The following is a 22,290-nucleotide window of genomic DNA, read 5'->3' on the forward strand; positions in this document are numbered from 1 at the left end:
CTCAATAACCGTTCTGCTTGAGCGCCAGCAACTGCAGCATGCGCTCCAGATAGGGTTGCCAGTCGGGCATCTGCAAGCCGAAATCGCTTTCGAGGCGAGTGCAGTCGAGACGCGAATTGGCCGGGCGCCGGCCCGGCGTCGGATACTCTGCCGTCGTGATGGCGTGAATCGCTTCCGGCTTCAGGGACAGGTTGAAACCCGGCATCTGCCCGGCCAGTTCGACGATGGTCCGGGCGAACTCGCACCAGCTAACCGGCCGTGCGGCAGCCAGATGGTAAATTTCATTTTTGGCCATTTTTTCCGGTTGACCGTGGCGAATCATGGCCAACACGACGCCGGTCACCGTCGCGATCAGCGCTGCCGGGGTCGGCGAACCGACCTGGTCAGCAACAACATTGAGACTATCCTTTTCCCGGGCCAGACGCAGGATGGTCTTGACGAAATTGCCGCCGCGCGCGCCAAAGACCCAGCTCGTGCGGAAGATCAGCGACCGCCCGCCGACGGCGCGAATCGCCTCCTCACCGGCCAGCTTGCTCTGCCCGTAAACGCTCTGCGGCGCAGTCGGATCGGTTTCGACGTAAGACGTGGTTTTGCTGCCGTCGTAGACATAGTCGGTCGAGTAATGGACGAGCAAGGCGCCGAGTGCGGCGGCCTCCGCGGCCAGAATGCCCGGGGCCTCGGCGTTAATTCGATGCGCCAGATCAGGTTCCGACTCGGCCTTGTCTACAGCCGTGTAAGCCGTTGCGTTGACGATGACCGACGGCTGAACCTGGCGAACGACGGAACGAATCTGCGCCGCATCGGACAAATCGCACTGAGCGCGGCCACAAGCCACCACAGCACCGTGCGGCGCCAGCGAACGTTGGAGTTGCCAGCCAACCTGGCCATCCTTGCCGAGCAGAAGAATCGTCATCAGAAAATTCACAAATCGAAGAGCGCAAGTATGCCACGCTGGCCGCGCTCAGCTTTGCGAAACCCGCCCCATCATTTATCCTTGCCCCTTCCCAACGCACCACAGAGCAGCCGCCATGAGCATCAGCATCAAGACCCCAGAAGAAATCGAAAAAATGAGAATTGCCGGGCGCCTGGCCGGGGAAGTCCTCGACTACATCGAACCTTACGTCAAGGCTGGCATCACCACGGACGAACTCGACAAGCTTTGCCACGACTACATGGTCGATGTACAAGGCTGCATCCCTGCCCCGCTCAACTATGCGCCGTCGGGCTACAACCCTTACCCAAAATCGATCTGTACCTCGGTCAACCAGCAGGTCTGCCACGGTGTTCCCGGCGAACGGGTGCTGAAGAATGGCGACATCATCAATCTCGACATCACGACCATCAAGGATGGCTACCACGGCGACACCAGCCGGATGTTCATCGTCGGCGAGGGTTCCATCCAGGCCAAACGCCTGTGCGAAATCACCTTTGAGTGCATGTGGCTGGGCATTTCGGTCGTCAAGCCGGGCGCCCATCTCGGCGACATCGGCGCGATCATCCAGAAATATGCCGAAAAGAACGGCTGCTCGGTCGTCCGCGAATTCTGCGGCCACGGCATCGGCGCCAAGTTCCACGAAGACCCGCAGGTGCTGCATTACGGCAAGGGCGGCACCGGCCCACGGCTGGAGCCGGGCATGATCTTCACCATCGAGCCGATGATCAATGCCGGCAAGGCGGCCATCCGCGAAATGGCCGACGGCTGGACCATCGTCACCAAGGACCGCAGCCTGTCGGCGCAATGGGAACACACCGTACTGGTCACCGAGACCGGCTACGAAATCATGACGCTTTCCACCGGGGGCCGCGCCAAGCCTGACTGGATCAACTGATGCCTTGCGACGTTGCCGCCCTGCGCGCTGAAGTCAAGGCGGCGCAAATCCGTCTGCAGGAAAACTACGAACGAACCAACGATGCCAAAGCCCTGCTCGCCGAGCGTAGCCAGCAGGTCGACAGCGTTCTCGAAAAACTTTGGGGGGCGTTCGACTTTCCGGCCACCCTGGCCCTGGCCGCGGTCGGCGGCTACGGCCGTGGCGAGCTCTACCCGGCCTCCGATATCGATCTGCTGATTCTCCTTCCCAAGGAAGCGAATGGCGTTCTCCAGGAAAAACTGGAGCGGCTGATCAGCTCATTCTGGGACATCGGCCTGGAGATCGGGCACAGCGTCCGCACCATCCAGGACTGTCTGAACGAAGCCGAAAACGACATCACGGTTCAAACCGCGCTGCTTGAGGCACGCCTGCTGACCGGCAATGCCAAGCTGTTCACCACCTTCGAGAAACGGCTGCGCGGCCATCTCGACCCGCTCGTCTTCTGTGAAGCCAAGCGGATCGAACAACAGGAGCGTTATCTCCGTTTCAACGAGACGCCGTACAGCCTGGAACCCAACTGCAAGGATTCCCCGGGTGGCCTGCGCGACTTTCAGGTCATTTTCTGGATCGCCAAGGCAGCCGGCTACGGTGCGACCTGGGAAGACTTGCATAAAAACGGCATCATCACGCAGGAAGGCATGATCCAGGCTCGGGAGTGCCAGGCCTACCTCTCCCACCTGCGCATTCGCCTGCATTTGATGATCGGGCGACGCGAAGATCGACTGCTCTTCGACTACCAGAGCAACCTCGCCGCCAAATACGGCTTTGTCTCGAACGAGGCGAAGCGCGCCTCCGAACAGCTCATGCAGGTTTACTACCGCAACGCCAAATCGGTCTGCCTGCTCAACACCATCCTGCTGCAAAACATGGCGTCGGCGCTGACCCCGGAAAACGAACAGACACCACAGCCGCTCGACGAGCATTTCCAGATCGTCGGCAACCTGCTTGACGTCCGGGACGAAGCCCTGTTTGAAAAAGAGCCATCGGCCATTTTCGACAGCTTCCTGGTTATGCAAGAAACCCACGAGCTTTCGGGCATGACCACGCGCACGCTACGCGCCCTGTGGCGGGCCGGCGAGCAGATGACCCCGGAATTTCGCGCCGATCCGGCCAACCGGGCGATGTTCCTGAAACTGCTGCAAAGCGAGCGCGGCATCATTCATGAATTCCGGCGCATGAATCAGCTCGACATTCTGGGCGCCTACCTGCCCAATTTCGGGCGCATCGTCGGCCAGATGCAGCACGACCTGTTCCACGTGTACACCGTCGACCAGCACATCCTGCAAGTCCTGCGCAACCTTCGCCGCTTCACGATGAGCGAATTCGCCCACGAATACCCGTTGTGCTCGCGCATCGTCAGCGAACTGGAACGTCCGTGGCTACTCTACGTTGCCGCGCTGTTCCACGATATTGCCAAGGGCCGCGGCGGCGACCACTCCGAACTCGGTACGGTCGACACCTTGGAATTTTGCCAAAATCACCGGTTGACCGTGGAAGACAGCGAACTGGTCGTCTGGCTGGTCAGGAACCACCTCGTCATGTCGCACGTCGCCCAAAAGGAAGACCTCAGCGACCCCGACGTAATCGACAAATTCGTCAAACTGGTCGGCGACATCCGCCATCTGCAGGCGCTCTACCTATTGACCCACGCCGACATCCGGGGGACCAGCCCGAAAGTGTGGAATCATTGGAAAGGCAAGCTGCTGGCCGATCTCTACTACCTCACCCAGCACCACCTGAATCGTGGCGAAGCGCCCGCCACGCACGGCGTCATCGCCGAACGCCAGGCCGAAGCAATGCGCCTGCTACGCTTCTTCGCGCTCTCCGACACCGTCCACGAACGCCTGTGGAAGCAGCTCGACACCGTTTATTTCCTGCGCCATTCGGCCGAAGAAATTGCCTGGCACACGCGCTCACTGCACTACCGCATCTACAACAACCAGCCGGTCGTCCGCGCCCGCCCCTACCAGGAAGGCGACGGCCTCCAGGTCATGGTCTACACCCAGGACCAGCCCGATCTTTTCGCCCGCATCGTCGGCTTCTTCGCCCGCGCCGGCTACAGCATTGTCGATGCCAAGATTCACACCACGGCGCATGGCTACGCGCTCGACAGCTTCGTCGTGCTGGATGTTGAAAACCGCGACAACGACCGGGAAATGGTCGCTTACATCGAGCACGAACTGGAACAGCGGCTAGTCCTTCAGATGCCGATTGATGTCCCGTCGGCGGGGCGCCTGTCGCGGCAAGTCAAGCATTTCCCGATCAAGCCCGAAGTCGGCATTCACGGCGACGAAAAGGGATCGCACTTCATCCTGTCGCTGACCGCCGCCGACCGCCCCGGACTGCTCTACACAGTGGCCAACACGCTCACCGAGCACGGTGCCTATTTGCATACCGCCAAAATCACGACGCTCGGCGAACGAGCCGAAGACGTTTTCCTGATCAGCGGTGGCGACCTGCGCGACACCAGCAAACGCATCAGGCTGGAAACCGAACTGATGGAACGTCTGAAGGTTGGTTAGTTGTTAGTCGCTAGCGCTAACTACTAATAACTCCCTACTCCCGACTAAACCGACATCCCCATCGGCTGGCAACTATCGGTACTGCCGACCAGCGTCTCGATGACCGACTTGACCCGCCCCATCGCCTCGTGCAGCACGTGCTCGAGGCTTTCGAAGTGGATGCCGTTGATGCTGTTGCCACGGCCCGCCGCATGGTTGGCGACGACGTTGATCGCGGCATAGGGCAAACCGAGTTCGCGAGCCAGGATGGCTTCCGGCATCCCGGTCATGCCGACGACATCGGCCCCGTCGCGCTCCAGGCGATTGATTTCCGCTGCGGTTTCGAGGCGCGGCCCCTGCGTCGCGGCATAAACCGCGTCGACCTTGATCTCGATGCTCAATTGCTGGCCAGCCGCCAGAATGCGCCGGCGCAGCTCGGCATCGTAGGGTTCGGTGAAGTCGACGTGGGTAACGGGCGTGCCGTTGCCGTCGAACATCGTTGATTTGCGGCCCCAGGTGTAGTCGATGATCTGATCGGGCAGGACGATGTCGCCGGGCTGCAGGTCGGGGCGAATACTGCCGACCGAGGCGACCGAAATGATGCCGGTCACCTTGTGGTGATGCAGTGCCCACATATTGGCCCGGTAATTGACCATATGCGGCGGAATGGTGTGGCCGTAGCCGTGGCGCGGCAGAAAAACCGCCGGCTGGCCGCTGATCTGCCCGAAAACCAGCGCGCCGGAGGCTTCGCCGTAAGGTGTGCGGACGACTTCGCGGTGCGAAACGTCGAGATTGGACAGCGTGGTCAGGCCGCTGCCGCCGATGATTGCCAACATATTATTTTTTCCTTTCCGCCAGCAACGAAGCCAGCGTCGGCACCACGCCCTTGAGCGACGGGTGCATTTTTCGGTTTGGAGCGTTGTTGACCGTATCGTCGCCCAGCTTGCGGTAGAGGGCGTTGGCACGCACCGCAACAAATGGCAGGTCGAGCAGGGTTTTGCCACCATGGTAATTGACCAGCGTATCGCGGCCAATGTCCTTGGCCTGCCACGGAATCACCGTGCGATCGACGAAATGCAAAGCCTGCACGGTCGGCAACCCGGCGGCCAGCTCGGCGACCAGACGATGCAGCTTTTCGCGGTAGGCGATGACCGCGCGGCCGGCATCAGTCGGCAGCGCGCCGGTCGTCTCGGCTGGCGCGCCCATCAGCCAGCAGACCACCGTATCGGGCGCGAAGGCTTCGATGGCGGCGCGCTGCGCGTCGGTCAGTGCCGTCAGATCAGCCAGTAGCAGCGTCACATCGGCACCTTCGACGCGTTGCCGGGTCAGTTCCAGGCATTCGCCCAGCGAATCGATGGAGAGCACGGTCAAACCACGCCTGGCCAGCGCCTGCGTGGCAAAACCAACGCCGCAGCCGATTTCCAGCACGCGCTGGCCGGGGACCAGCGCTGCCATCCAGTCGTAATCGCCGCGCCGGACGTAGGCCTGGCCTTCAGTTTCCCAGTAACCGATGAACTCGGTGACCGTGGTACCACTCATGCGTCGTCCTTCATGGCATAGACGGCCGGCAGGTTGCGCCAGACGCCGCCAGCATCCATGCCGAAGCCGAAGACAAAGCGATCGGGCACGGTCAGGCCGACAAAATCGGCGGCAATCGGTTTGACCTTGCCGTTGAGTTTGTCGGCAAAGACGGCAGTCAGCACCTCTTCGGCCCCCATGCGGCGCAGGCTTTCCTTGACGGCGGCGAGCGTCACGCCTTCATCGAGAATGTCGTCAACGACCAGCACCGAGCGCCCCTTGACCGAGGTCCACGGTGCCGAGCGCCAGGAAATCTTGCCGCCCTGCGTTTCCGGGCCGTAGCGCGTGGCGTGCAGGTAGTCGAAGTCGAGCGGAAAATCGAGCTGGGTGAGCAGTTGACCGCAGAAGACGACGCCGCCGGTCATCACGCAGAGGACCAGCGGGTACTTGTCGGCGAGGCGCGCGCGAACGGCCGCGGCGACTTCGGCCACCGCCCCCTGTACCGCCGCCTCGCTGTGAATCAATTCGGCATTGGCCAGCATGGCCTGTGCTTTTTGCAAATCCATTCAGCCTCCCAGGCTTTTCAGGTACGCATCGAATTCGGCGCCGACTTCCGGGTGGCGCTGGCCGAAAACGACCGTCGCCTGCAGGTAGCCCAACTTGGAGCCGCAATCGTAGCGCGTGCCGTCGTAGCGATAGGCGAGAACCTGCTCTTCGCTGAGCAGCGAGGCGATGCCGTCGGTCAGCTGGATTTCGCCGCCGGCGCCCGGCTTGACGTTTTCAAGGTGATGGAAGATGCGCGGCGTCAGGATGTAGCGGCCGACCACGGCCAGCGTCGACGGGGCATCCTCGGGCTTCGGCTTCTCGACGATGGCGTTGATCTGCTCGACCCGATCAGCCACGGCGCGGGCATCGACGATGCCGTAGCTGCGCGTGTCGGCACGCGGCACATCCTGCACACCGAGCACCGAACAACAGTAGTAGTCGTAGGTGTCAGTCATCTGCTTCATGACCGGCGGGTTGCCGTCGAGCAGGTCGTCGGCCAGGATCACGGCGAACGGTTCGTCGCCAATCACCGGCTTGGCGCACAGCACGGCATGGCCAAGGCCAAGGGCTTCGGCCTGGCGGATGTAGATGCAGTTGATATTTTTCGGAATCATGTTGCGCACGAAGTCGAGCAATTCGCTCTTGCCGCGCGCTTCGAGTTCGCTTTCGAGCTCGTAGGCCTTGTCGAAGTGATCTTCGATCGAGCGCTTGGAACGGCCGGTCACGAAGACCATGTCGGTAATACCGGCGGCAACCGCTTCCTCGACGGCGAACTGGATCAAGGGTTTGTCGACGATGGGCAGCATTTCCTTCGGGCTGGCCTTGGTGGCGGGAAGAAAACGGGTGCCCATACCGGCCACCGGAAATACGGCTTTGCGAACTTTTTTCATTCTTGAACTCCCTTTTCGAGCAATTTCAACAATTCAGCTTCATCGATCACCGCGACGCCCAGCTCCAAGGCCTTTTCCAGCTTGGAGCCAGCTTCCTCGCCAGCGACCACGAAATCGGTTTTTTTCGATACCGAGCCAGCCACCTTGCCACCAGCCGCTTCGATCATCGCCTTGGCGTCGTCGCGTTTGAGCCTCGGCAGCGTGCCGGTCAGAACCAGCGTCTTGCCGGCCAGCAGCTTTGGCCCGGCATCTGCCGCTTCGCCTTCCGTCCAATGCAGGCCGGCAGCGCGTAGCTGGGCGATGATTTCCCGGTTATGCGACTCAGCGAAGAAAGTGACGATGCTGGCCGCGACAATCGGCCCAACATCGGGCACCAGCTGCAAGGTTGCGCGATCGGCCGCGATGATGCCATCGAGCTTGCCGAAATGCCGGGCCAGATCGCGCGCCGTCGCCTCGCCAACATTGCGGATGCCGAGCGCAAAGATGAAACGGGCGAGCGTCGTCTGCCGGCTGGCATCGATGGCAGCGACGAGGTTCTGGGCCGATTTTTCGCCCATGCGGTCGAGCCCGGCCAGCGTTTCGACGGTCAGCCCGTAGAGATCGGCTGGCGTATGAACCAGGCCGGCATCGACCAGCTGATCGACAATCTTGTCGCCCAGGCCTTCGATGTCCATGGCCCGCCGCGCCGCGTAGTGCCACAGCGCCTGCTTGCGCTGGGCCGGGCAATAAAGGCCACCGGTGCAGCGGGCGATGGCTTCGTCCTCGCCCCTGGCTACGGTCGACCCGCATTCCGGGCAAATTTTGGGCAGCTCAAACGGCGGATGCAGCGGCTCGCCGCCGAACAGGTCGCGCCTCGGCCGCTTTTCCGGGACGATGGCAACGACTTCCGGAATAACGTCGCCGGCCCGGCGGACGATGACGGTATCGCCGACTCGCACATCCTTGCGGCGGACTTCGTCCTCGTTGTGCAGCGTCGCGTTGGTCACCGTAACGCCGCCGACGAAAACCGGCTTGAGCCGGGCGACCGGGGTAATCGCGCCGGTGCGGCCGACCTGGACATCGATGCCAAGCACTTCGGTGAGCGCCTCTTCGGCCGGGAATTTGTGGGCGATGGCGAAACGCGGGGCGCGTGAGACGAAACCGAGGCGCGCCTGCCAGTCGAGCCGGTTGACCTTATAGACTACGCCGTCGATGTCGTAGGGCAGACCCGGCCGCAAGCTTCCAATTTTGGCGAAAAATTCCAGTTGACCGTGGGCACCGCCCACGACGGCGCGCTCGGCGGCCACCGGAAAACCCCAGGCGGCGAGTTTTTCCATGAGTTCGCTGTGCGTTTTGACGGCCAGCGCATCCGCCCCGGCGCCAACGCCGTAAGCGAAGAAAGACAGCGGCCGGCTGGCGGTAATTTTCGAATCGAGCTGGCGCAGGCTGCCGGCGGCGGCGTTGCGCGGGTTGGCGAATTCCTTGTCGCCGCGCTGGCGCTGGCGGGCATTGAGCTCGGCGAAATCGGCCTTGAACATGAGCACTTCGCCGCGCACCTCGATCAGCGCCGGCCAGCCCTCGCCGTGCAGGCGCAGCGGGATGTTGCGTACGGTGCGCAGGTTGGGTGTCACTTCCTCGCCGGTCACGCCGTCGCCGCGGGTGGCGCCGCAGGTAAACACGCCTTTTTCGTAGGTCAGGCTGATGGCCAGGCCGTCGAATTTCGGCTCGACGGCGTAGTCGACCGTGGCAATCGTCTCCAGCCCGTCGCGCACGCGCTTATCGAAGGCTTCGACTTCCTCCGGCGCAAAAGCGTTGTTGAGCGAGAGCATGGGCACGCCGTGCCGGCGCGGCGGGAATTCTTTGAGCGCGGCGCCACCGACGCGCTGGGTCGGCGAATCGGCCGTCAGCAGTTCGGGATAGTCAGCCTCCAGCCCCTGCAATTCGCGGAACAGTTTGTCGTACTCGGCATCCGGAATGGTCGGCGTATCGAGGACGTAATAGGCGTGGTTGTGACGCTCCAGCTCGGCGCGCAGCTCGGCCGCGCGCTCCGCTGCCACGGCGGGAGCGACCATCAGGAGAACAGCCGCAGGGCCTGGGGCGAACCGGCTACCAGGCCGTAGCTGGCCATCGTCGCCTGCGGCTTGCCGATGAATTCGCGGCGGATGTGGTCGAGCTGCGATTCGCTGAGCGGCTGGCGATTGTCGTCGACCAGCGCACCGTTGAGCGTTTCGGCGAAGCGTTTGGCGATCTCAGTCATCTGCGTGAAGGTGCGTTCGCCGTGATCGACACGCGGCACATCGAGCAGGAAAGTCAGGCCGTGGGTCGTCAACGTGCGCAGCGTGTCGGCCGAGAACTGCGTACTTTCATAGTTTTGCAGGCTGAACAGGACACGGCCGTTGTCGTCGTAGCGCGTGAAGACACCGCCCAGGCCGAGCACCAGGCCGGCCGCTTCGGCCAGGGCGCGAATCTTGGTGCCGGTGAAGGCACTGCCACGACTGACCAGATTGAGGCCGATTTCGAGGTCGACCGCAGCACAGAACTGATCGATTTCGGCCGCCTGGTCGAGGACCTGCGACGAGGGCATGTCGGCCACGGCCATCAGCTCGTCGGCCAGCGCCTGCATGGCGTTGGTGAAGATGGTCATGTCGCCTTCGGAAAGCGGGCCCTGACGATTGACAAGTTGCAGGCCGACGCGCAGGCGGCGCAGCTTGAGGTCGCTATCGGACGCCAGGCGTTCCCATTCGCGGCTGCGCTCGTTGTAGCCGACCCAATGCACGGGCTTGCTGAGGCGGACCAGGGCGGGACGCTGCGAATGGATGATGTCCATGGCGGAAACCGGCTCGACCAGTTCCATGGCCACGATGAATTCGAGCCGCGGGTCGAGCAGTTCGGCTGGCAAGGCGCCGGCAGGAACGTCTGGAACATCATCCGGCATGTCAGCCGAAATATCGGCTGGAGCCTGCGCGAACATCGGTGCCGGCGCCGCCGGTGTTTGGAAAGCCGGCGCTTCGGGCAGGGGAATATCGTCCGTCGCGGCAATCATGTCCTCCGACGGCAATGTCGGATGCGGATCGACGAAAACCGGTTCGACGCGCTCACCACCGGGCGCCGGCGTGTCTACGCGAAAGGCCGGTTCGCTGCGCTCAACCACCTGCGGTTGCGACGGCGTCTTCGGCCCGTCGCCGAGCAGAATGTCGGCGTGATGCGGCTTGAGCACCGCCTCGGCCAGTTTGCGCTGGCGGTATTCCTGCCATTTGTTGTAGCCGAAGACGCCGACCACTGCCGTCGCACCCAGCCCGATCAATCCTAATTGAAGCTCGGTCATTTAAGCCGCATCCCTCATTTTCAAGGCTTCCTGAATATCCACTTCCACCACGCGCGAGACACCGCTTTCCTGCATGGTGACGCCGACCAGCTGTTCGGCCATTTCCATGGCGATTTTATTATGGGAAATGAACAGGAATTGCGTTGCCCCTGACATTTTCTTGACCATTTCGCAGAAGCGCTCGGTGTTGCTGTCGTCGAGCGGCGCATCGACCTCGTCGAGCAGACAGAACGGCGCCGGATTGAGCTGGAACATCGAGAAGACCAAGGCAATCGCGGTCAGCGCCTTTTCGCCGCCGGAGAGCAGATGGATGGTCGAATTTTTCTTGCCCGGCGGCTGGGCGATGACCTGGACACCGGCATCGAGAATTTCGTCGCCAGTCATCACCAGCTCGGCGCGTCCGCCACCAAAGAGTTCCGGGAAAAGCCGCCCGAAATGGCCGTTGACCGTATCAAACGTGCTTTGCAGCAGGTCGCGCGTTTCGCGGTCGATGCGGCGGATGGCGTTTTCCAGCGTTTCCATGGCCTCGTTGAGGTCGGCCGCCTGCATGTCGAGGTAGCCCTTGCGCTCAGTCGCCGTTTCAAGTTCCTGCAGGGCAGCCATATTGACGGCGCCGAGTTCGGCGATGGCGTTGGTCAGCCGGGTGATTTCGCCCTGCAGTCCAGCCGGTCGCGCATTGCCGAGTTCGGCTTGCAGTGCCTCTTCGTTGGCGCCGGCTTCGAGCAACTGCATGGCGAACTGTTCGGTATTGAGCGCTGCCGCCTGCTCTTTCAGCTTCAAATCACCGATCCGCACCCGCAACGGCTCAAGCCCCTGCTCGATACGCAGGCGCTGTTCCTCAAAACCACGCAACGCGTTGGTTGCCGCTTCGAGCGCATCGCGCTTGTCGGCCAGCACCTGCTCGGCCACCTGACGCGCTTCGAGCGCCGCCTGCAGCGCGCCTTCCATGACATCCGGCGGCGCCGCCTCGACCTGCTCGGCACACTGGGCGCGGTCCTTCTCGATACGGTTGAGCTCGCGCTGGGCCATGGCCTGCTGGGCGAAAACGTCCTGCAGCTTGCCGTCGCATTCGCGTAGCGAGAACTGCGCTTCGCGCAGGGCGCGGTCGAAATCGGCGTTGCGCTCGCGCTCGGCGCGCACGGCGCTTTCGCATTCGTCGAGCCGGGTTTGCGCGCCGTGCACGAGCACGCGGATGCGGCTCAGCCCATCGCGGATTTCAGCGATGCGCTCGTCGGCGGCCATTTCCCGCTCGCGTTCGCCCTCTTCTTCCTCGGCCAACTCGGCCAATTGCTCCTGCAGGCGGGCCTTCTGTTCCTTGTGGCGCTCGATGGCCTGTGCCAGTTTGAGCACATCCATCTGCACGGCATGCACGCGCTGCTGGCGATCGGCGACGTATTGGCGAATTTCGCCCATCTCGGCCAGTTTGTCTTCGACCTGCTCGTCGAACATGAGCAGCTGTTCGCGGAGGGACTCGGCCTTTTCCTCGGCCATGGCGATGCCTTCGCCGAGCGCTTCGATTTCGCGCTGGCGTTCGAGCAGGCCGTGTTCGCCCTGATCCGGCGCAAAGAAGGTGACGCTGGCGGCGCTGACCAGATCGCCGTCGCGCGTCACGATGACCGCCCCCGGCGGCAGATCGGCGCGCTGCCCCAACGCCTCGGCCAGCGTTTCTGCCGTGCGCACATGGCCGAGCCAGTCGTCGAGCCCGGCCTGAAGGGCCGGTTCGTCGCTGCGCACCCGCGCCGATAGCACGCCTACGGTCAACCGGAAATTCTGGCCAAAATTAAAATCGCCCGGCAGCACCACGCTAAGCCGCGCTTCCGGCCGGTCGTGCAGCCAGGCGTCGAGCTTGGCCGGATCGGCGCAGGCGATGGCGCTCAGACGCTCGCGCAAGACCGCCTCGACCGCCTCTTCCCAGCCGGCTTCAACATGAATTTTCTGCCACAGCGGCGGCGCGTTTTCGAGGTCGTGGCGGCGCAACCATTCCGGTAGCTTGCCGCTCTGCTGCGTGCGTGCCTGCATCTGCTCCAGCGCGGCGCGGCGAGCCTGCCCGGCGGCCAGTTCGCGTTCGATGCGCTGCACTTCGCCCTGCGCTTGCTTGCGCCGTGCTTCGAGCTGCGGCATTTCCTGCTGCAACTGCTCGAGCTGATCCTGGTCGCCGGCCAACTCCTCGCGCAGCAGGGCCAGCTCTTCTTCCTTCTCGGCGAGGTCGAGTTCGTCGGGCGGATTGATGCCGCCGGTTTCCTCACGCAAGCGTTCGCGACGCTGAATGATCGCCTGCAGGGCGCGCTGGGCGTGCGCCTTGTTGGTCAGCTCGACTTCGAGTTTTTGCTCGCTGTTGGTCGTCCGCGCCTTGAGGCGCTGCAGTTCTTCCTGCGCCTGGGCGTGGTCGGCCTCGACCTGCGGCGCAATGTTCATGTGCTCGTGCAGCTTGGCCTCGGCCTCCTCGACGCGCAGCTGGGTGATTTCCTTGGTTTCTTCCCACTTTTGCCGGTCGACCGTAAGCTTCTCCGCCGTCTCGCTCCAGTGTTTGAGTTCGTCTTCAAGCTGGGTCAGGCGCGCCTCTAGCTGGCTGCGCGATTCGCGGCGATGGCGGATTTCCGCCTCAAGCCGGGCGACTTCGGCGTTGGCCGTGTACATGTCGCTTTGCGCGTTGTGCAAGGCGTCGCCGGCGGCGAAATGGGCTTCACGGGTTTCCTCGGCGCGCGCCTCGGTTTCGCGCAGGGCGGCGCTTTGCGCTTCGAGATCGGTCACGGCGCGCTCGACTTCCAACGACAGCCGTTGCCGTTCGGCCTCGGCCTCGCGCTTCTTGAGCAGCCACAGCACCTGCTGGCGCAGCACCAGTTGTTCGTTCAGCCCCTGGTAACGACGCGCCACTTCGGCCTGGACCTCCAGCCGCTGCATCTGGTTGCCAAGTTCAAGGCGAATATCCTCGACGCGCAGCAGGTTTTCGCGCGTGTCCTCCAGCCGGCCGTTCGTTTCCTTGCGCCGCTCCTTGTAGCGGGTGACGCCGGCCGCTTCTTCGAGGAAAACGCGCAGGTCGTCCGGCCGAGCCTCGATGATGCGCGAGATCATGCCCTGGCCAATGATGGCGTAGGCACGCGGACCGAGACCGGTACCGAGGAACAGATCGGTAATGTCCTTGCGCCGGACCTTCAGATTATTGATGAAGTAGTCCGACTGCCCCTGCCGCGTCAGCGTGCGCTTGACCGACAGTTCGGTGTATTGCGACCACTGGCCAAGCGCCCGGCCGAGCAGGTTCTCGAAAATCAGCTCAACCGAAGCACGCGACACGGGCTTGCGGTTCGACGAGCCGTTGAAGATGACGTCCATCATCGACTCGCCGCGCAGCTCGGAGGCTTTCGACTCGCCCAGCACCCAGCGCACGGCATCCATGATGTTGGATTTGCCGCAGCCATTGGGGCCGACGACGCCGACCAACTGGCCGGGAACGGCCACCGATGTCGGATCGACGAAGGACTTGAAGCCGGCGAGTTTGAGTTTGGTGAGACGCATGCCTGATTGCGGCGGAGCACATGCTCCCGCCATGATGGGGGCCGTATAATAACATCGACTATTTGATCGCCCGGCCCTCAGGAAGGATCGCCCAGATGACCGATGACCAGTTTCTCGCCCGCGCCATCGAACTGGCCCGGCACGGCAGCGAAAGCGGCGAAGGCGGGCCGTTCGGCGCCCTCATCGTGCGCGACGGCAAGATCATCGCCGAAGGCTGGAACCGCGTCGTCGCCAGCCACGACCCGACGGCCCACGCCGAAATCAGCGCCATCCGCACGGCCTGCGCCGGCACCGACCATTTCCACCTGCCCGGCTGCACCCTCTACGCCTCGAGCGAACCCTGCCCGATGTGCCTGTCCGCCGCTTACTGGGCGCGCATCGAACGCATCGTCTTCGCCAACAGCCGGGCCGAAGCAGCCGCCATCGGCTTCTGCGACGATGAACTTTACAGCGAACTGAACCGGCATTTTTCGGCGCGCAGCATCGTCATGGAACACCACCCAACGCCCGGTTCGCTCGAACCGCTGGAACGCTGGGCGGCCAATCCGGATCGAATCCCGTATTGATTCGGCGGTCAGAACTATGCACACCAACACCATCCCGCAACGCGCCGAAACCCTGCAGGTGCTTCGCCTGATGGGCCCGTTCGAGCCCATTCTGATGCTCACGGGCGACGACGATGGCTACGGCGCGCGCTGGACACTCTCCGGCCAACAGGTCCAACCGGCCATCGCCCAATTCCTGATGGAATCCGGCTTCATCGCCGACAACGGCAAAACCGAATTCGGCGCCATCAAACTGATCCTGACTGAAAAAGGCCGTGAATTCCGGGAAAGAGGCCTGGCCTGGTGGGCCGAACTGAATTTTCTGGAAAAGTTGAAGATCACGGTGTTTGGTTAAGCGCGCCCGAGACGCTGAAGCCACCCTTCGACGGCCAACCGGGCTGGCTACGGTCAACCGGAAAAAACGGTCAAAATTGAAATCTGCCCGGTTCGCCACGCCAACTGAAACCCCGGGCAATGCCGCTAAAATGGCGCTACCTCCAACTCAACGCGCCCGATGCCCCGTCCCTCGCTCAACACCCGGATCCTGATCGGCTGCCTACTCGGCATCGCCGGCGGTCTATGGCTGGCCACCCAGCCGGCTGCGGATGCCGTCGTCGGCAACACGCTGTACGGCGCCAAGATGCTTGGCAACCTGTTTCTCGATCTGTTGCGCATGGTGCTCGTGCCGCTGGTCTTTTCGTCGATTGTCTGCGGCGTTGCCAATCTGCGCGCCCATCAGCAGATGCACCGGGTGTGGACGACGACGCTCGCCTTCTTTGCGCTGTCGATGGCGCTGGCCATTGTCCTCGGCCTCGGCGCCGCCAACCTGTTCCGCCCCGGCGAGGGCCTGCACCTGGCCATGTTCGCCGACGCCACGCGCGATTTCCAGGCGCGCCAGATGCCGCTGCCCGACTACCTCGCCCAGTTCATGCGCGGGCTGTTCCAGAACCCGTTCAAGGCGCTGGCCCAGGGCGACATTCTGGCCGTCGTCATCATTGCGTTGTTTCTCGGCATTGCGCTGGTCATCGGCGGCGAGCGCTACAAAAACCTGCGCGTGCTGATTCAGGAATTGCAGGAGCTTTGCCTGCTCATCGTCGGCTGGATCATGCACCTCGCCCCGTTCGGCCTCGCCGCGCTGCTGCTGCAACTGGTCGCCACGCAAAATGCCGATCTGCTCGCCAGCCTCGCCCATTTCATCAGCGTCGTCGTCGGCACAACCTTGTTCCACGGCGTCGTCGTCCTGCCGCTGCTCCTCTGGCTGGTCACCCGAATGTCGCCACTGCGTTTCTGGAGAGGCGCCAAGGAAGCACTGATCACCGCCTTCGCCACGAGTTCGAGCGCTGCCACGCTGCCCATCACGCTGCGCTGTACCGAGCAGCATTTGCACGTCAAAAAGGACATCGCCAATTTCGTCGTACCGCTCGGCGCCACCGCCAACATGGACGGCACGGCGCTCTACGAAGCGGCCGCCGCGCTGTTCGTCGCCCGGCTGGCCGGTATCGAGCTCGATCTCGCCCACCAGCTCATCATCTTCTTTGTTGCCATGCTCGGCGCCATCGGCGCTCCAGGCATCCCCAGCGTTGGCATGCTGAGCATGGTGCTGGTCCTCGAATCGGTCGGCCTGCCCACCGCGGCGATTGCCATCCTGCTCCCCATCGACCGCATCCTCGACACCGTGCGCACGGCGGTCAATGTCGAAGGCGACATGGTCGGCAGCCTGATCGTCCAGAAACTGACCGAATCAGGCAGCGAAAAACCCGCCTGACCGGCCAGGAACCGTCATTTCCCGGCTTCCCGCCGGGCAACGAATTCAACTGGCGTGTGGACGCTAAGGCCCCCACCGCTTTCCAGCACAAAATGCAGCTCGCCGGCCTTGAGCGTTGCGAGGTAACGATGCGTCACCTCGCGGCCCGGACCATCGCCTGCCACCTCCTGGCTGTGGGTGACAAAATTGAGTTGCTCGCCCTTGATAGCGCCCTGTTCAACGGTCCGCGCCACCCGCAGATAGCTGGCGGTGCCATGCACCTCGCCATTTTCCACTCGCAGGTCGAAGCGCTCGGCGTGCTCGGCGCCCCAGTCGTATTTGACGGTCGCCAACCAGCGCCCGGAAAGACTTTGGGCCAGTTCAGAGGAAACCGGCGTCGGCCCAGCTGATGACCGCTCCGGCCAGTTGCCTGTCAAGCCAACGGCCAGCAGCACGATCACGGCCAGGGCAGCCAGCCCCCAGAGCAGCCGGGAACGCTGGGCAGGACGACGACTGGCCGGGAAGAACGGTTTGATCGTCTCGACCAGCCGCGCCACATCCGATGTCCATCCGACATCCGAAAGAATGAAAGACTGGCGTCGGGCCAGCGCCGCCATGGCCGGCGGCAAATCCTTTTCCGCCGACATCGCTGCCCCGCCGACCAGCACCGGTAGCACCGCCTTGCCCGACTTCAAGCCGGCCTCGATTTCGCGCCGGACGAAATCATCCGGCTCGTCGAGGCGGCGCATGCCATTCCGGCTCACGGTCAGCCACGCCGGGCCGATCACCACCAGCATCACATCGACGGCAGCCAGTTGCTGCTCGATGGCAACGACAAAATCCTCACCCGGGTGAATGTCTTCGATGTCACGAAACACGTTGTCCGCGCCGAAGGTCGAGACCAGTGCATCGGCCAGACGGCCGGCAAAACCGGCCTGATCGTCGCGACGGTAACTGATGAATATTCCAGGCATGGGACAAGTCTCCTTGATGGAACAGGCTCGCGTCGATTGCTACGGTCAACCGGAAAAATCGGCCAAATCCGGAATGCCCCGACATTACCGCAAGGACGGGAACCCTGGCCAGCGGCTGCCGTCAACGCATATGAATATTTGAACGACGATAGGTTCATGATTCCGATCCGGAAGGAGGCAGCCATGGTGGTCATCGTTTTCCGTACCCGACTCAAGGATGGCATCGACGAACAAACCCTGACCGCCCTGGGCGAACGGATGGTCGAGATTGCCTCGGCCATGCCCGGCTTCATCTCCTACAAGGATTTCGCCGCCGCCGATGGCGAAAACGTCTCCATCGTCGAGTTCGACAGTCAGGAAACCCTCGCCGCCTGGCGCGACCATCCGGAGCATCTGGCGGCCCAGGAGGTTGGGCGGCAGAAATACTTCGCCTCCTACCAGGTCCAGGTCTGCGCCCCGCTCCGCAGTTACCGGTTCGATGCCAGTGGCCGGCAGATCCTGGACTAGCGCGCCGTGACAACGAGCGCACCACTCCACCTGAGAGTTTTCATTTCTTCGCCCGGCGATGTCGGCGACGAGCGGCGTCTGGCCCGCGAAGTCATCGACTCCCTGCCGCGCGACCCGGCCTATCGCGGCAAGATCACCAGCGAAGCGATTGCCTACGACGACCCCGATGCGCCTTCGCCCATGCCGGCCGGGATCACCCCGCAGCTCGGCGTCAATCTTTACAAGGGACCGGCCAGCGCCTGCGACCTGACCATCGTCATCCTGTGGAGCCGGCTCGGCACGCCGGTTTCCGCCGATTGCGTGCGTAGCGATGGCAGCCGCTACGAATCCGGCACCGTCTCGGAATACGAAAACGCCCTGGCCGCCGGCAAGGAGGTCTGGATTTTCCGGCGCAGCGAAAAGCCGCGGGTCGAGCTCGACGACCCAGACTTCGACGCCAAGCTCAAGCAATACCGGGCCGTCGGCAGCTTTCTCGAGCGCCTCCAGAATGCCGACGGCTCGGCCGCCGGTGGCCGCCACGACTACGCCGACCCGGCCGAATTCGCCGCCTTGTTCCGCAAGCTCCTGAGCGCCTGTTTCACGGCGCATCTGGATCGCCAGCCGGGGGCCGTGCCGGTTGCGGCGCCGCCACCGTCACCCGAACTCGAACCGCCCTTCCTGGCCCCCGAGTTCGACCGTGACCACGCCATCGTCGGCCGTGACGAACTGGTTCGCCAGGTCTGGGAACGGGCCATCGCCGGCAAAAGCCAGAGCCTGCTGTTTCTGCCCGGCGTCGGCAAGACGACAGTCGCGCAGGCCCTGCTGGCCGATCGCCAACGCCTGCTCGACCACTTCGACGGCGTACTCTGGGCCGACCTCGGGCGCCAGCCCATGGTCGGCGAACAGCTGCGCCGCTGGGCCACGGCCTTGCAGGTTCCCGACGAACGCAAGGCCAGCCTGGCCAGCATCGACGACTGGAAAACGACGGTCAAGGCAGCGATCGGCAATCGCCGGATTCTGGTCATTCTCGACGACGTCTGGCAGAACAAGGCAGCCCGGGAATTCATGCACCTCGTCCCGCGCGGCGTCTTCATCATCACCACGCGCTGCAAGGACGTCGCCGCCATGCTCGGCGACCCCGAACTGGTGCCGGAACTCGATGCCGCGACCGGCCTCCGGCTGCTCACCGAAATCGCCCCGAAGGCAGTCGCCTACGACCTTGATGGGGCGAGCAATCTGGTCAGCGCCGTCTATGGCCTGCCGCTAGCCCTGGTCCTGATCGGCAAATACCTGCGCCGCGAATCGTCGGACGGCGACCCCGACCGCACCGCAAGCGCCTTCCAGACCATGGCCGAAGCCGGCCACCGGCTGGAAATCAACCCCGACGAGGAGGCCGGCGCGCATTCGCTGGCCGAAATCATCGAAGTCAGCTTCGCCGCCCTGCGCTCCGACGAGGCGCGGCGGGCCATCCTCAACCTGGCCATCTTCCGCCCCAAGCCCAACACCTTTTCCAAGGACATCGCCCGGCAAGTTGCCGGCACCGAAGCGGCCGTGCTGTATGACCTGAGCGACATCGGCCTGATCGAGCACTACGGCGACGGCGAATACACCATGCACCGGGTGATCGCCGAATATGCCCGGACCAAGCTGCCGCTGACCGAATCCCAGGCGCTGCACCACCAGGCCGTCAATTACTACGCCCGGCAATTGCAGCAGGACATCGACGACAACCCGGTCGCCTACCTCGGCTGGTACCGCTACGAACAGACCGACTGGCAGGCGACCAAGGACGCCTGGCTCTACCATCTGGCCCACGCCGGCAACGCGGTAAGCAGCGTGCAGGCCTTCCTGCGCGTCTATTTCGACGCCTTCTGGTGGTGGGGCTATTACCAGCGCTTCCCCTTCTGCGAGCGCCTCCTGCTCGAATGGCAGCAACGGCGCAGCGTCGATCCCAAGGTGCGCCAGGGACTCGAACAACTCGCCACGTTTCAGAACGCCTACCCGGAAGGCTACGAAAAGGCCGCCCGTGGCAACTGGAACGAGGTCGAACGTTCGCTCACCCGCCTGCGGCAAGGCCTCGGGCTGGAAGGCGAAATCGCCGCCATCCGCGATGAAGACGCCCGCCGGGTGCGCGGCTTCACCGACTTCCTGTTGGCCGAGGCCTACGCCTACGGCCGCCACGACCACGAGGGCGCCCTCAAACGCTATGCTGCCGCCCACGACATTTTCCATCGCGATGGCGACCTCTGGGTGGCGGCCTGGCTGTGCTTTTACGTCGCCCAATATCTCCTTGAGCAAGGCAGCCTCGACGGTTCGGCAGAATACGCCAAGCGCTCGCTGACCGAAGCCGGCTGCGCCGCCGGGGGCGAGGATGCGCCGTTGGCCGAACGCGACTCCGAACTGCTCGCCAACAATTACCGACTGCTCGGCGACCTGGCCATCACCAGCCATGATTATGTACAGTCCGCCCGGCACTACCTGCGGGCGACTTTCTATGCCTACGCCTTCCAGGCCATTCCGGAACCGGCCGACACCTACACCATGGCTTTCTACCAGGAAATCACCAGCCGCATTGCCGGCCAGGCCGCCCGCCTTGCCGGCACCGACCGGGCCGCCGGCGCAACGCTAGGCGAAACGATGCTCAACTATTGGCAGATTTACTGGCAACGCCATCCCGAACAACGTAGCGGAGATGAACTCGACGCGGCGCTGACCAAGGCCGATCCCGTCACCATCGCGGCCGCCCTCTTTCCGCCGCCCATCGTCGGCGACATCCTGAGCGCCGCCGCCGACTACGCCCGCGAAGTCGAGGCGATCATCCCCACCCTCGCCGCCGCTCTCGACAAGATAAATCAGGCCGACAAGTAGGGAAACAGCCCGGCACAGACAAACCAGTAGGCCGAAAAACTACTTCCCACGGTCAACCCGAAAAATCAGCCGATTTCCAAATTTATCCTCGCCGCTGCCCTCGAATGAGCGGCAGGTGATCGCCGTCCACCGTACCGCCACCTCCCTTCCGTCGTTGCAGCGGACAATGCCTTTTCCGGCCTCGCCCTCGCAACTGCCCGGCACGGGTGAAATATCTGGCGGAGAAAGCTGCCCGTCGCACTGCAGGCGGCCATCTCGGCTGGCCAGGATGAAACGCCCGCCGCCGCTCGAACTGCCAGGAAACCCTTTGCCACGCAGCTCGCCCGGGACATCGCTCAGGCTGCCACGCGCCCGATAGCCGAAGGCGCAAGCGGCGAGCAGCGAGGCGACGACGATCATCAAGGGAATTCCACGTTGGTTCACAAGGCAGCGCTCAGGTTTTCGAGGATAATTGCCATTTTTACACCCATTCGACGCTCGCCGTGAATTCGCATCTCGCCCAACTCCAGCCCTACCCCTTCGAAAAGCTGCGCGCCCTGTTCGCCGGCGTCACCCCCAACCCGGAATACAAGGAGATCAAACTCTCCATCGGCGAGCCGCAGCACCCGACGCCGGCCTTCATCATCGAGGCGCTGGCCAACGGCCTCAAAGGCCTGGCCAACTACCCGACCACCCAGGGCGTCCCGGCATTACGCCAAGCCATCGCCGCCTGGTGCCAGCGCCGCTACGATCTGGCGCTGAATCCGGAAACTGAGATCCTGCCGGTCAACGGCTCGCGCGAGGCGCTGTTCTCTTTTGCGCAAACCGTCATCGACACCAGCCGGGGCCATACACCACTGGTCGTCAGCCCCAACCCGTTCTACCAAATTTACGAAGGCGCCGCCTACCTGTCCGGCGCCGAGCCGCGTTTCCTCAATTCCCTGCCGGACAACGATTTTGCCTTCGACTACACCAGCCTGAGCGAAGAAGAATGGGCGCGCGTCCAACTCTTCTACGTCTGCTCGCCGGCCAACCCGACCGGCAAGGTGCTGTCGCTGGCCGACTGGAAAATCTTGTTCGCCCTGTCCGACCAATACGGTTTCATCATTGCCTCCGACGAGTGCTATTCGGAAATCTATTTCGACGAAGCCAACCCGCCGATCAGCGGCCTCCAGGCGGCGAAACTGCTCGGCCGCTCGAACGAACGGCTGGTCATGTTCTCCAGCCTGTCGAAGCGCTCCAACGTGCCGGGCATGCGCTCCGGCTTCGTCGCCGGCGATGCGGCCATCCTCAAGAAATACCTGCTGTTCCGCACTTACCAGGGCTGCGCCATGTCGCCACCGGTGCAGACGGCCTCGATCGCCGCCTGGAACGACGAGGCGCACGTCCTCGACAACCGCAGCCAGTACCGCGAGAAGTTCGCCGCCTGCACGCCACTGATTGCCGAGGTACTCGGCACGGCCATGCCCGACGCCAGCTTCTACCTGTGGGCCAAAACTCCCATCGCCGACACCGAGTTCGCCCGCGGCCTGCTCGAACACTATAATGTCGTGG

Annotated in this window: 18 protein-coding genes; 8 read left to right on the plus strand and 10 right to left on the minus strand. The window is 63.3% G+C overall.

Annotated features, from left to right (window positions below; all coding sequences use genetic code 11):
* Position 1: 1 nt before the first annotated feature.
* Positions 2-913 (minus strand): dTDP-4-dehydrorhamnose reductase, encoded by a 912-nt coding sequence (rfbD, locus tag ADADOO_RS03275; RefSeq protein WP_511274979.1) that lies wholly within the window; start codon positions 911-913, stop codon positions 2-4.
* 115 nt (positions 914-1,028) lie between these two features.
* On the opposite strand from rfbD, the gene map reads away from it, so the two are divergent.
* Positions 1,029-1,829 (plus strand): type I methionyl aminopeptidase, encoded by an 801-nt coding sequence (gene map, locus ADADOO_RS03280; RefSeq protein ID WP_511274981.1) that lies wholly within the window; start codon positions 1,029-1,031, stop codon positions 1,827-1,829.
* Entirely contained in the window at positions 1,829-4,390 is a 2,562-nt protein-coding gene (locus ADADOO_RS03285) for a [protein-PII] uridylyltransferase (protein WP_511274982.1), read from the plus strand. The genes map and ADADOO_RS03285 overlap by 1 nt, the downstream gene beginning before the upstream one ends.
* Positions 4,391-4,434: 44 nt before the next feature.
* Here ADADOO_RS03285 and ADADOO_RS03290 read toward each other — a convergent pair whose 3' ends face one another.
* From ADADOO_RS03290 to smc, 7 genes are read right to left on the minus strand one after another with little or no spacing between them, the layout of a single operon-like run.
* Positions 4,435-5,205 carry an S-methyl-5'-thioinosine phosphorylase gene (locus ADADOO_RS03290; RefSeq protein WP_511274984.1) on the minus strand — a complete coding sequence of 257 codons (771 nt, stop codon included), beginning with the start codon at positions 5,203-5,205 and terminating at the stop codon, positions 4,435-4,437.
* Position 5,206: 1 nt separating this feature from the next.
* Entirely contained in the window at positions 5,207-5,908 is a 702-nt protein-coding gene (locus ADADOO_RS03295; protein WP_511274985.1) for a class I SAM-dependent methyltransferase, read from the minus strand.
* On the minus strand, positions 5,905-6,453 hold the full coding sequence (locus ADADOO_RS03300; protein ID WP_511274987.1) for a hypoxanthine-guanine phosphoribosyltransferase: 549 nt from the start codon (positions 6,451-6,453) through the stop codon (positions 5,905-5,907). Before ADADOO_RS03300 ends, ADADOO_RS03295 begins: the two co-directional genes overlap by 4 nt.
* Positions 6,454-7,323 (minus strand): UTP--glucose-1-phosphate uridylyltransferase GalU, encoded by an 870-nt coding sequence (gene galU / locus ADADOO_RS03305; RefSeq protein WP_511274989.1) that lies wholly within the window; start codon positions 7,321-7,323, stop codon positions 6,454-6,456.
* Entirely contained in the window at positions 7,320-9,374 is a 2,055-nt protein-coding gene (gene ligA, locus ADADOO_RS03310; RefSeq protein ID WP_511274991.1) for an NAD-dependent DNA ligase LigA, read from the minus strand. Before ligA ends, galU begins: the two co-directional genes overlap by 4 nt.
* Positions 9,374-10,627 (minus strand): cell division protein ZipA C-terminal FtsZ-binding domain-containing protein, encoded by a 1,254-nt coding sequence (locus ADADOO_RS03315; RefSeq protein WP_511274993.1) that lies wholly within the window; start codon positions 10,625-10,627, stop codon positions 9,374-9,376. Before ADADOO_RS03315 ends, ligA begins: the two co-directional genes overlap by 1 nt.
* A complete protein-coding gene (gene smc / locus ADADOO_RS03320; RefSeq protein WP_511274994.1) occupies positions 10,628-14,140 on the minus strand; it encodes a chromosome segregation protein SMC in 3,513 nt (1,170 codons plus the stop codon).
* A gap of 95 nt (positions 14,141-14,235) precedes the next feature.
* Here smc and ADADOO_RS03325 point away from each other — a divergent pair, with 95 nt between their 5' ends.
* The 3 genes from ADADOO_RS03325 to ADADOO_RS03335 all read left to right on the plus strand — a co-directional run bounded on the left by ADADOO_RS03325 (position 14,236) and on the right by ADADOO_RS03335 (position 16,450).
* Positions 14,236-14,706, plus strand: a complete 471-nt coding sequence (locus tag ADADOO_RS03325; RefSeq protein ID WP_511274996.1) for a nucleoside deaminase — start codon at positions 14,236-14,238, stop codon at positions 14,704-14,706.
* Positions 14,707-14,722: 16 nt separating this feature from the next.
* Positions 14,723-15,040 (plus strand): hypothetical protein, encoded by a 318-nt coding sequence (locus tag ADADOO_RS03330; RefSeq protein ID WP_511274998.1) that lies wholly within the window; start codon positions 14,723-14,725, stop codon positions 15,038-15,040.
* A 159-nt stretch (positions 15,041-15,199) separates the two neighbouring features.
* The gene (locus tag ADADOO_RS03335) at positions 15,200-16,450 is read left to right on the plus strand and encodes a dicarboxylate/amino acid:cation symporter (protein WP_511275000.1); all 1,251 of its coding nucleotides are present in this window, start codon (positions 15,200-15,202) and stop codon (positions 16,448-16,450) included.
* 14 nt (positions 16,451-16,464) lie between these two features.
* On the opposite strand, the gene ADADOO_RS03340 is transcribed toward ADADOO_RS03335, so the two are convergent.
* The gene (locus tag ADADOO_RS03340) at positions 16,465-17,403 is read right to left on the minus strand and encodes a toll/interleukin-1 receptor domain-containing protein (protein ID WP_511275002.1); all 939 of its coding nucleotides are present in this window, start codon (positions 17,401-17,403) and stop codon (positions 16,465-16,467) included.
* 183 nt (positions 17,404-17,586) lie between these two features.
* Here ADADOO_RS03340 and ADADOO_RS03345 point away from each other — a divergent pair, with 183 nt between their 5' ends.
* Together ADADOO_RS03345 and ADADOO_RS03350 are read left to right on the plus strand one after the other, a co-directional pair.
* Complete coding sequence (locus tag ADADOO_RS03345; protein WP_511275004.1) at positions 17,587-17,910, plus strand: antibiotic biosynthesis monooxygenase family protein; 324 nt, start codon at positions 17,587-17,589, stop codon at positions 17,908-17,910.
* A gap of 6 nt (positions 17,911-17,916) precedes the next feature.
* Positions 17,917-20,757, plus strand: coding sequence for an NB-ARC domain-containing protein (locus ADADOO_RS03350; RefSeq protein WP_511275006.1), 2,841 nt, complete (start codon positions 17,917-17,919; stop codon positions 20,755-20,757).
* Between the two features lie 39 nt (positions 20,758-20,796).
* Here ADADOO_RS03350 and ADADOO_RS03355 read toward each other — a convergent pair whose 3' ends face one another.
* The gene (locus ADADOO_RS03355) at positions 20,797-21,156 is read right to left on the minus strand and encodes a hypothetical protein (RefSeq protein WP_511275007.1); all 360 of its coding nucleotides are present in this window, start codon (positions 21,154-21,156) and stop codon (positions 20,797-20,799) included.
* 83 nt (positions 21,157-21,239) lie between these two features.
* Here ADADOO_RS03355 and dapC point away from each other — a divergent pair.
* The coding region (dapC, locus tag ADADOO_RS03360; protein ID WP_511275009.1) for a succinyldiaminopimelate transaminase at positions 21,240-22,290 on the plus strand (1,051 nt) is incomplete at its 3' end.

This window comes from Azonexus sp. (genome assembly GCF_036170495.1).
In the GTDB taxonomy this organism is placed as follows: Bacteria; Pseudomonadota; Gammaproteobacteria; order Burkholderiales; family Rhodocyclaceae; genus Azonexus.

Bases quoted from the DNA above. Each gene is read 5' to 3' on its own strand.
- ADADOO_RS03295 (WP_511274985.1), bottom strand. From the start codon at position 5,908: ATGAGTGGTACCACGGTCACCGAGTTCATCGGTTACTGGGAAACTGAA.
- galU (WP_511274989.1), bottom strand. From the start codon at position 7,323: ATGAAAAAAGTTCGCAAAGCCGTATTTCCGGTGGCCGGTATGGGCACC.
- smc (WP_511274994.1), bottom strand. From the start codon at position 14,140: ATGCGTCTCACCAAACTCAAACTCGCCGGCTTCAAGTCCTTCGTCGAT.
- ADADOO_RS03335 (WP_511275000.1), top strand. From the start codon at position 15,200: ATGCCCCGTCCCTCGCTCAACACCCGGATCCTGATCGGCTGCCTACTC.
- ADADOO_RS03300 (WP_511274987.1), bottom strand. From the start codon at position 6,453: ATGGATTTGCAAAAAGCACAGGCCATGCTGGCCAATGCCGAATTGATT.
- rfbD (WP_511274979.1), bottom strand. From the start codon at position 913: ATGACGATTCTTCTGCTCGGCAAGGATGGCCAGGTTGGCTGGCAACTC.
- ADADOO_RS03315 (WP_511274993.1), bottom strand. From the start codon at position 10,627: ATGACCGAGCTTCAATTAGGATTGATCGGGCTGGGTGCGACGGCAGTG.
- ADADOO_RS03330 (WP_511274998.1), top strand. From the start codon at position 14,723: ATGCACACCAACACCATCCCGCAACGCGCCGAAACCCTGCAGGTGCTT.
- ADADOO_RS03325 (WP_511274996.1), top strand. From the start codon at position 14,236: ATGACCGATGACCAGTTTCTCGCCCGCGCCATCGAACTGGCCCGGCAC.
- ADADOO_RS03285 (WP_511274982.1), top strand. From the start codon at position 1,829: ATGCCTTGCGACGTTGCCGCCCTGCGCGCTGAAGTCAAGGCGGCGCAA.
- ligA (WP_511274991.1), bottom strand. From the start codon at position 9,374: ATGGTCGCTCCCGCCGTGGCAGCGGAGCGCGCGGCCGAGCTGCGCGCC.
- ADADOO_RS03290 (WP_511274984.1), bottom strand. From the start codon at position 5,205: ATGTTGGCAATCATCGGCGGCAGCGGCCTGACCACGCTGTCCAATCTC.
- ADADOO_RS03355 (WP_511275007.1), bottom strand. From the start codon at position 21,156: ATGATCGTCGTCGCCTCGCTGCTCGCCGCTTGCGCCTTCGGCTATCGG.
- ADADOO_RS03345 (WP_511275004.1), top strand. From the start codon at position 17,587: ATGGTGGTCATCGTTTTCCGTACCCGACTCAAGGATGGCATCGACGAA.
- ADADOO_RS03340 (WP_511275002.1), bottom strand. From the start codon at position 17,403: ATGCCTGGAATATTCATCAGTTACCGTCGCGACGATCAGGCCGGTTTT.
- map (WP_511274981.1), top strand. From the start codon at position 1,029: ATGAGCATCAGCATCAAGACCCCAGAAGAAATCGAAAAAATGAGAATT.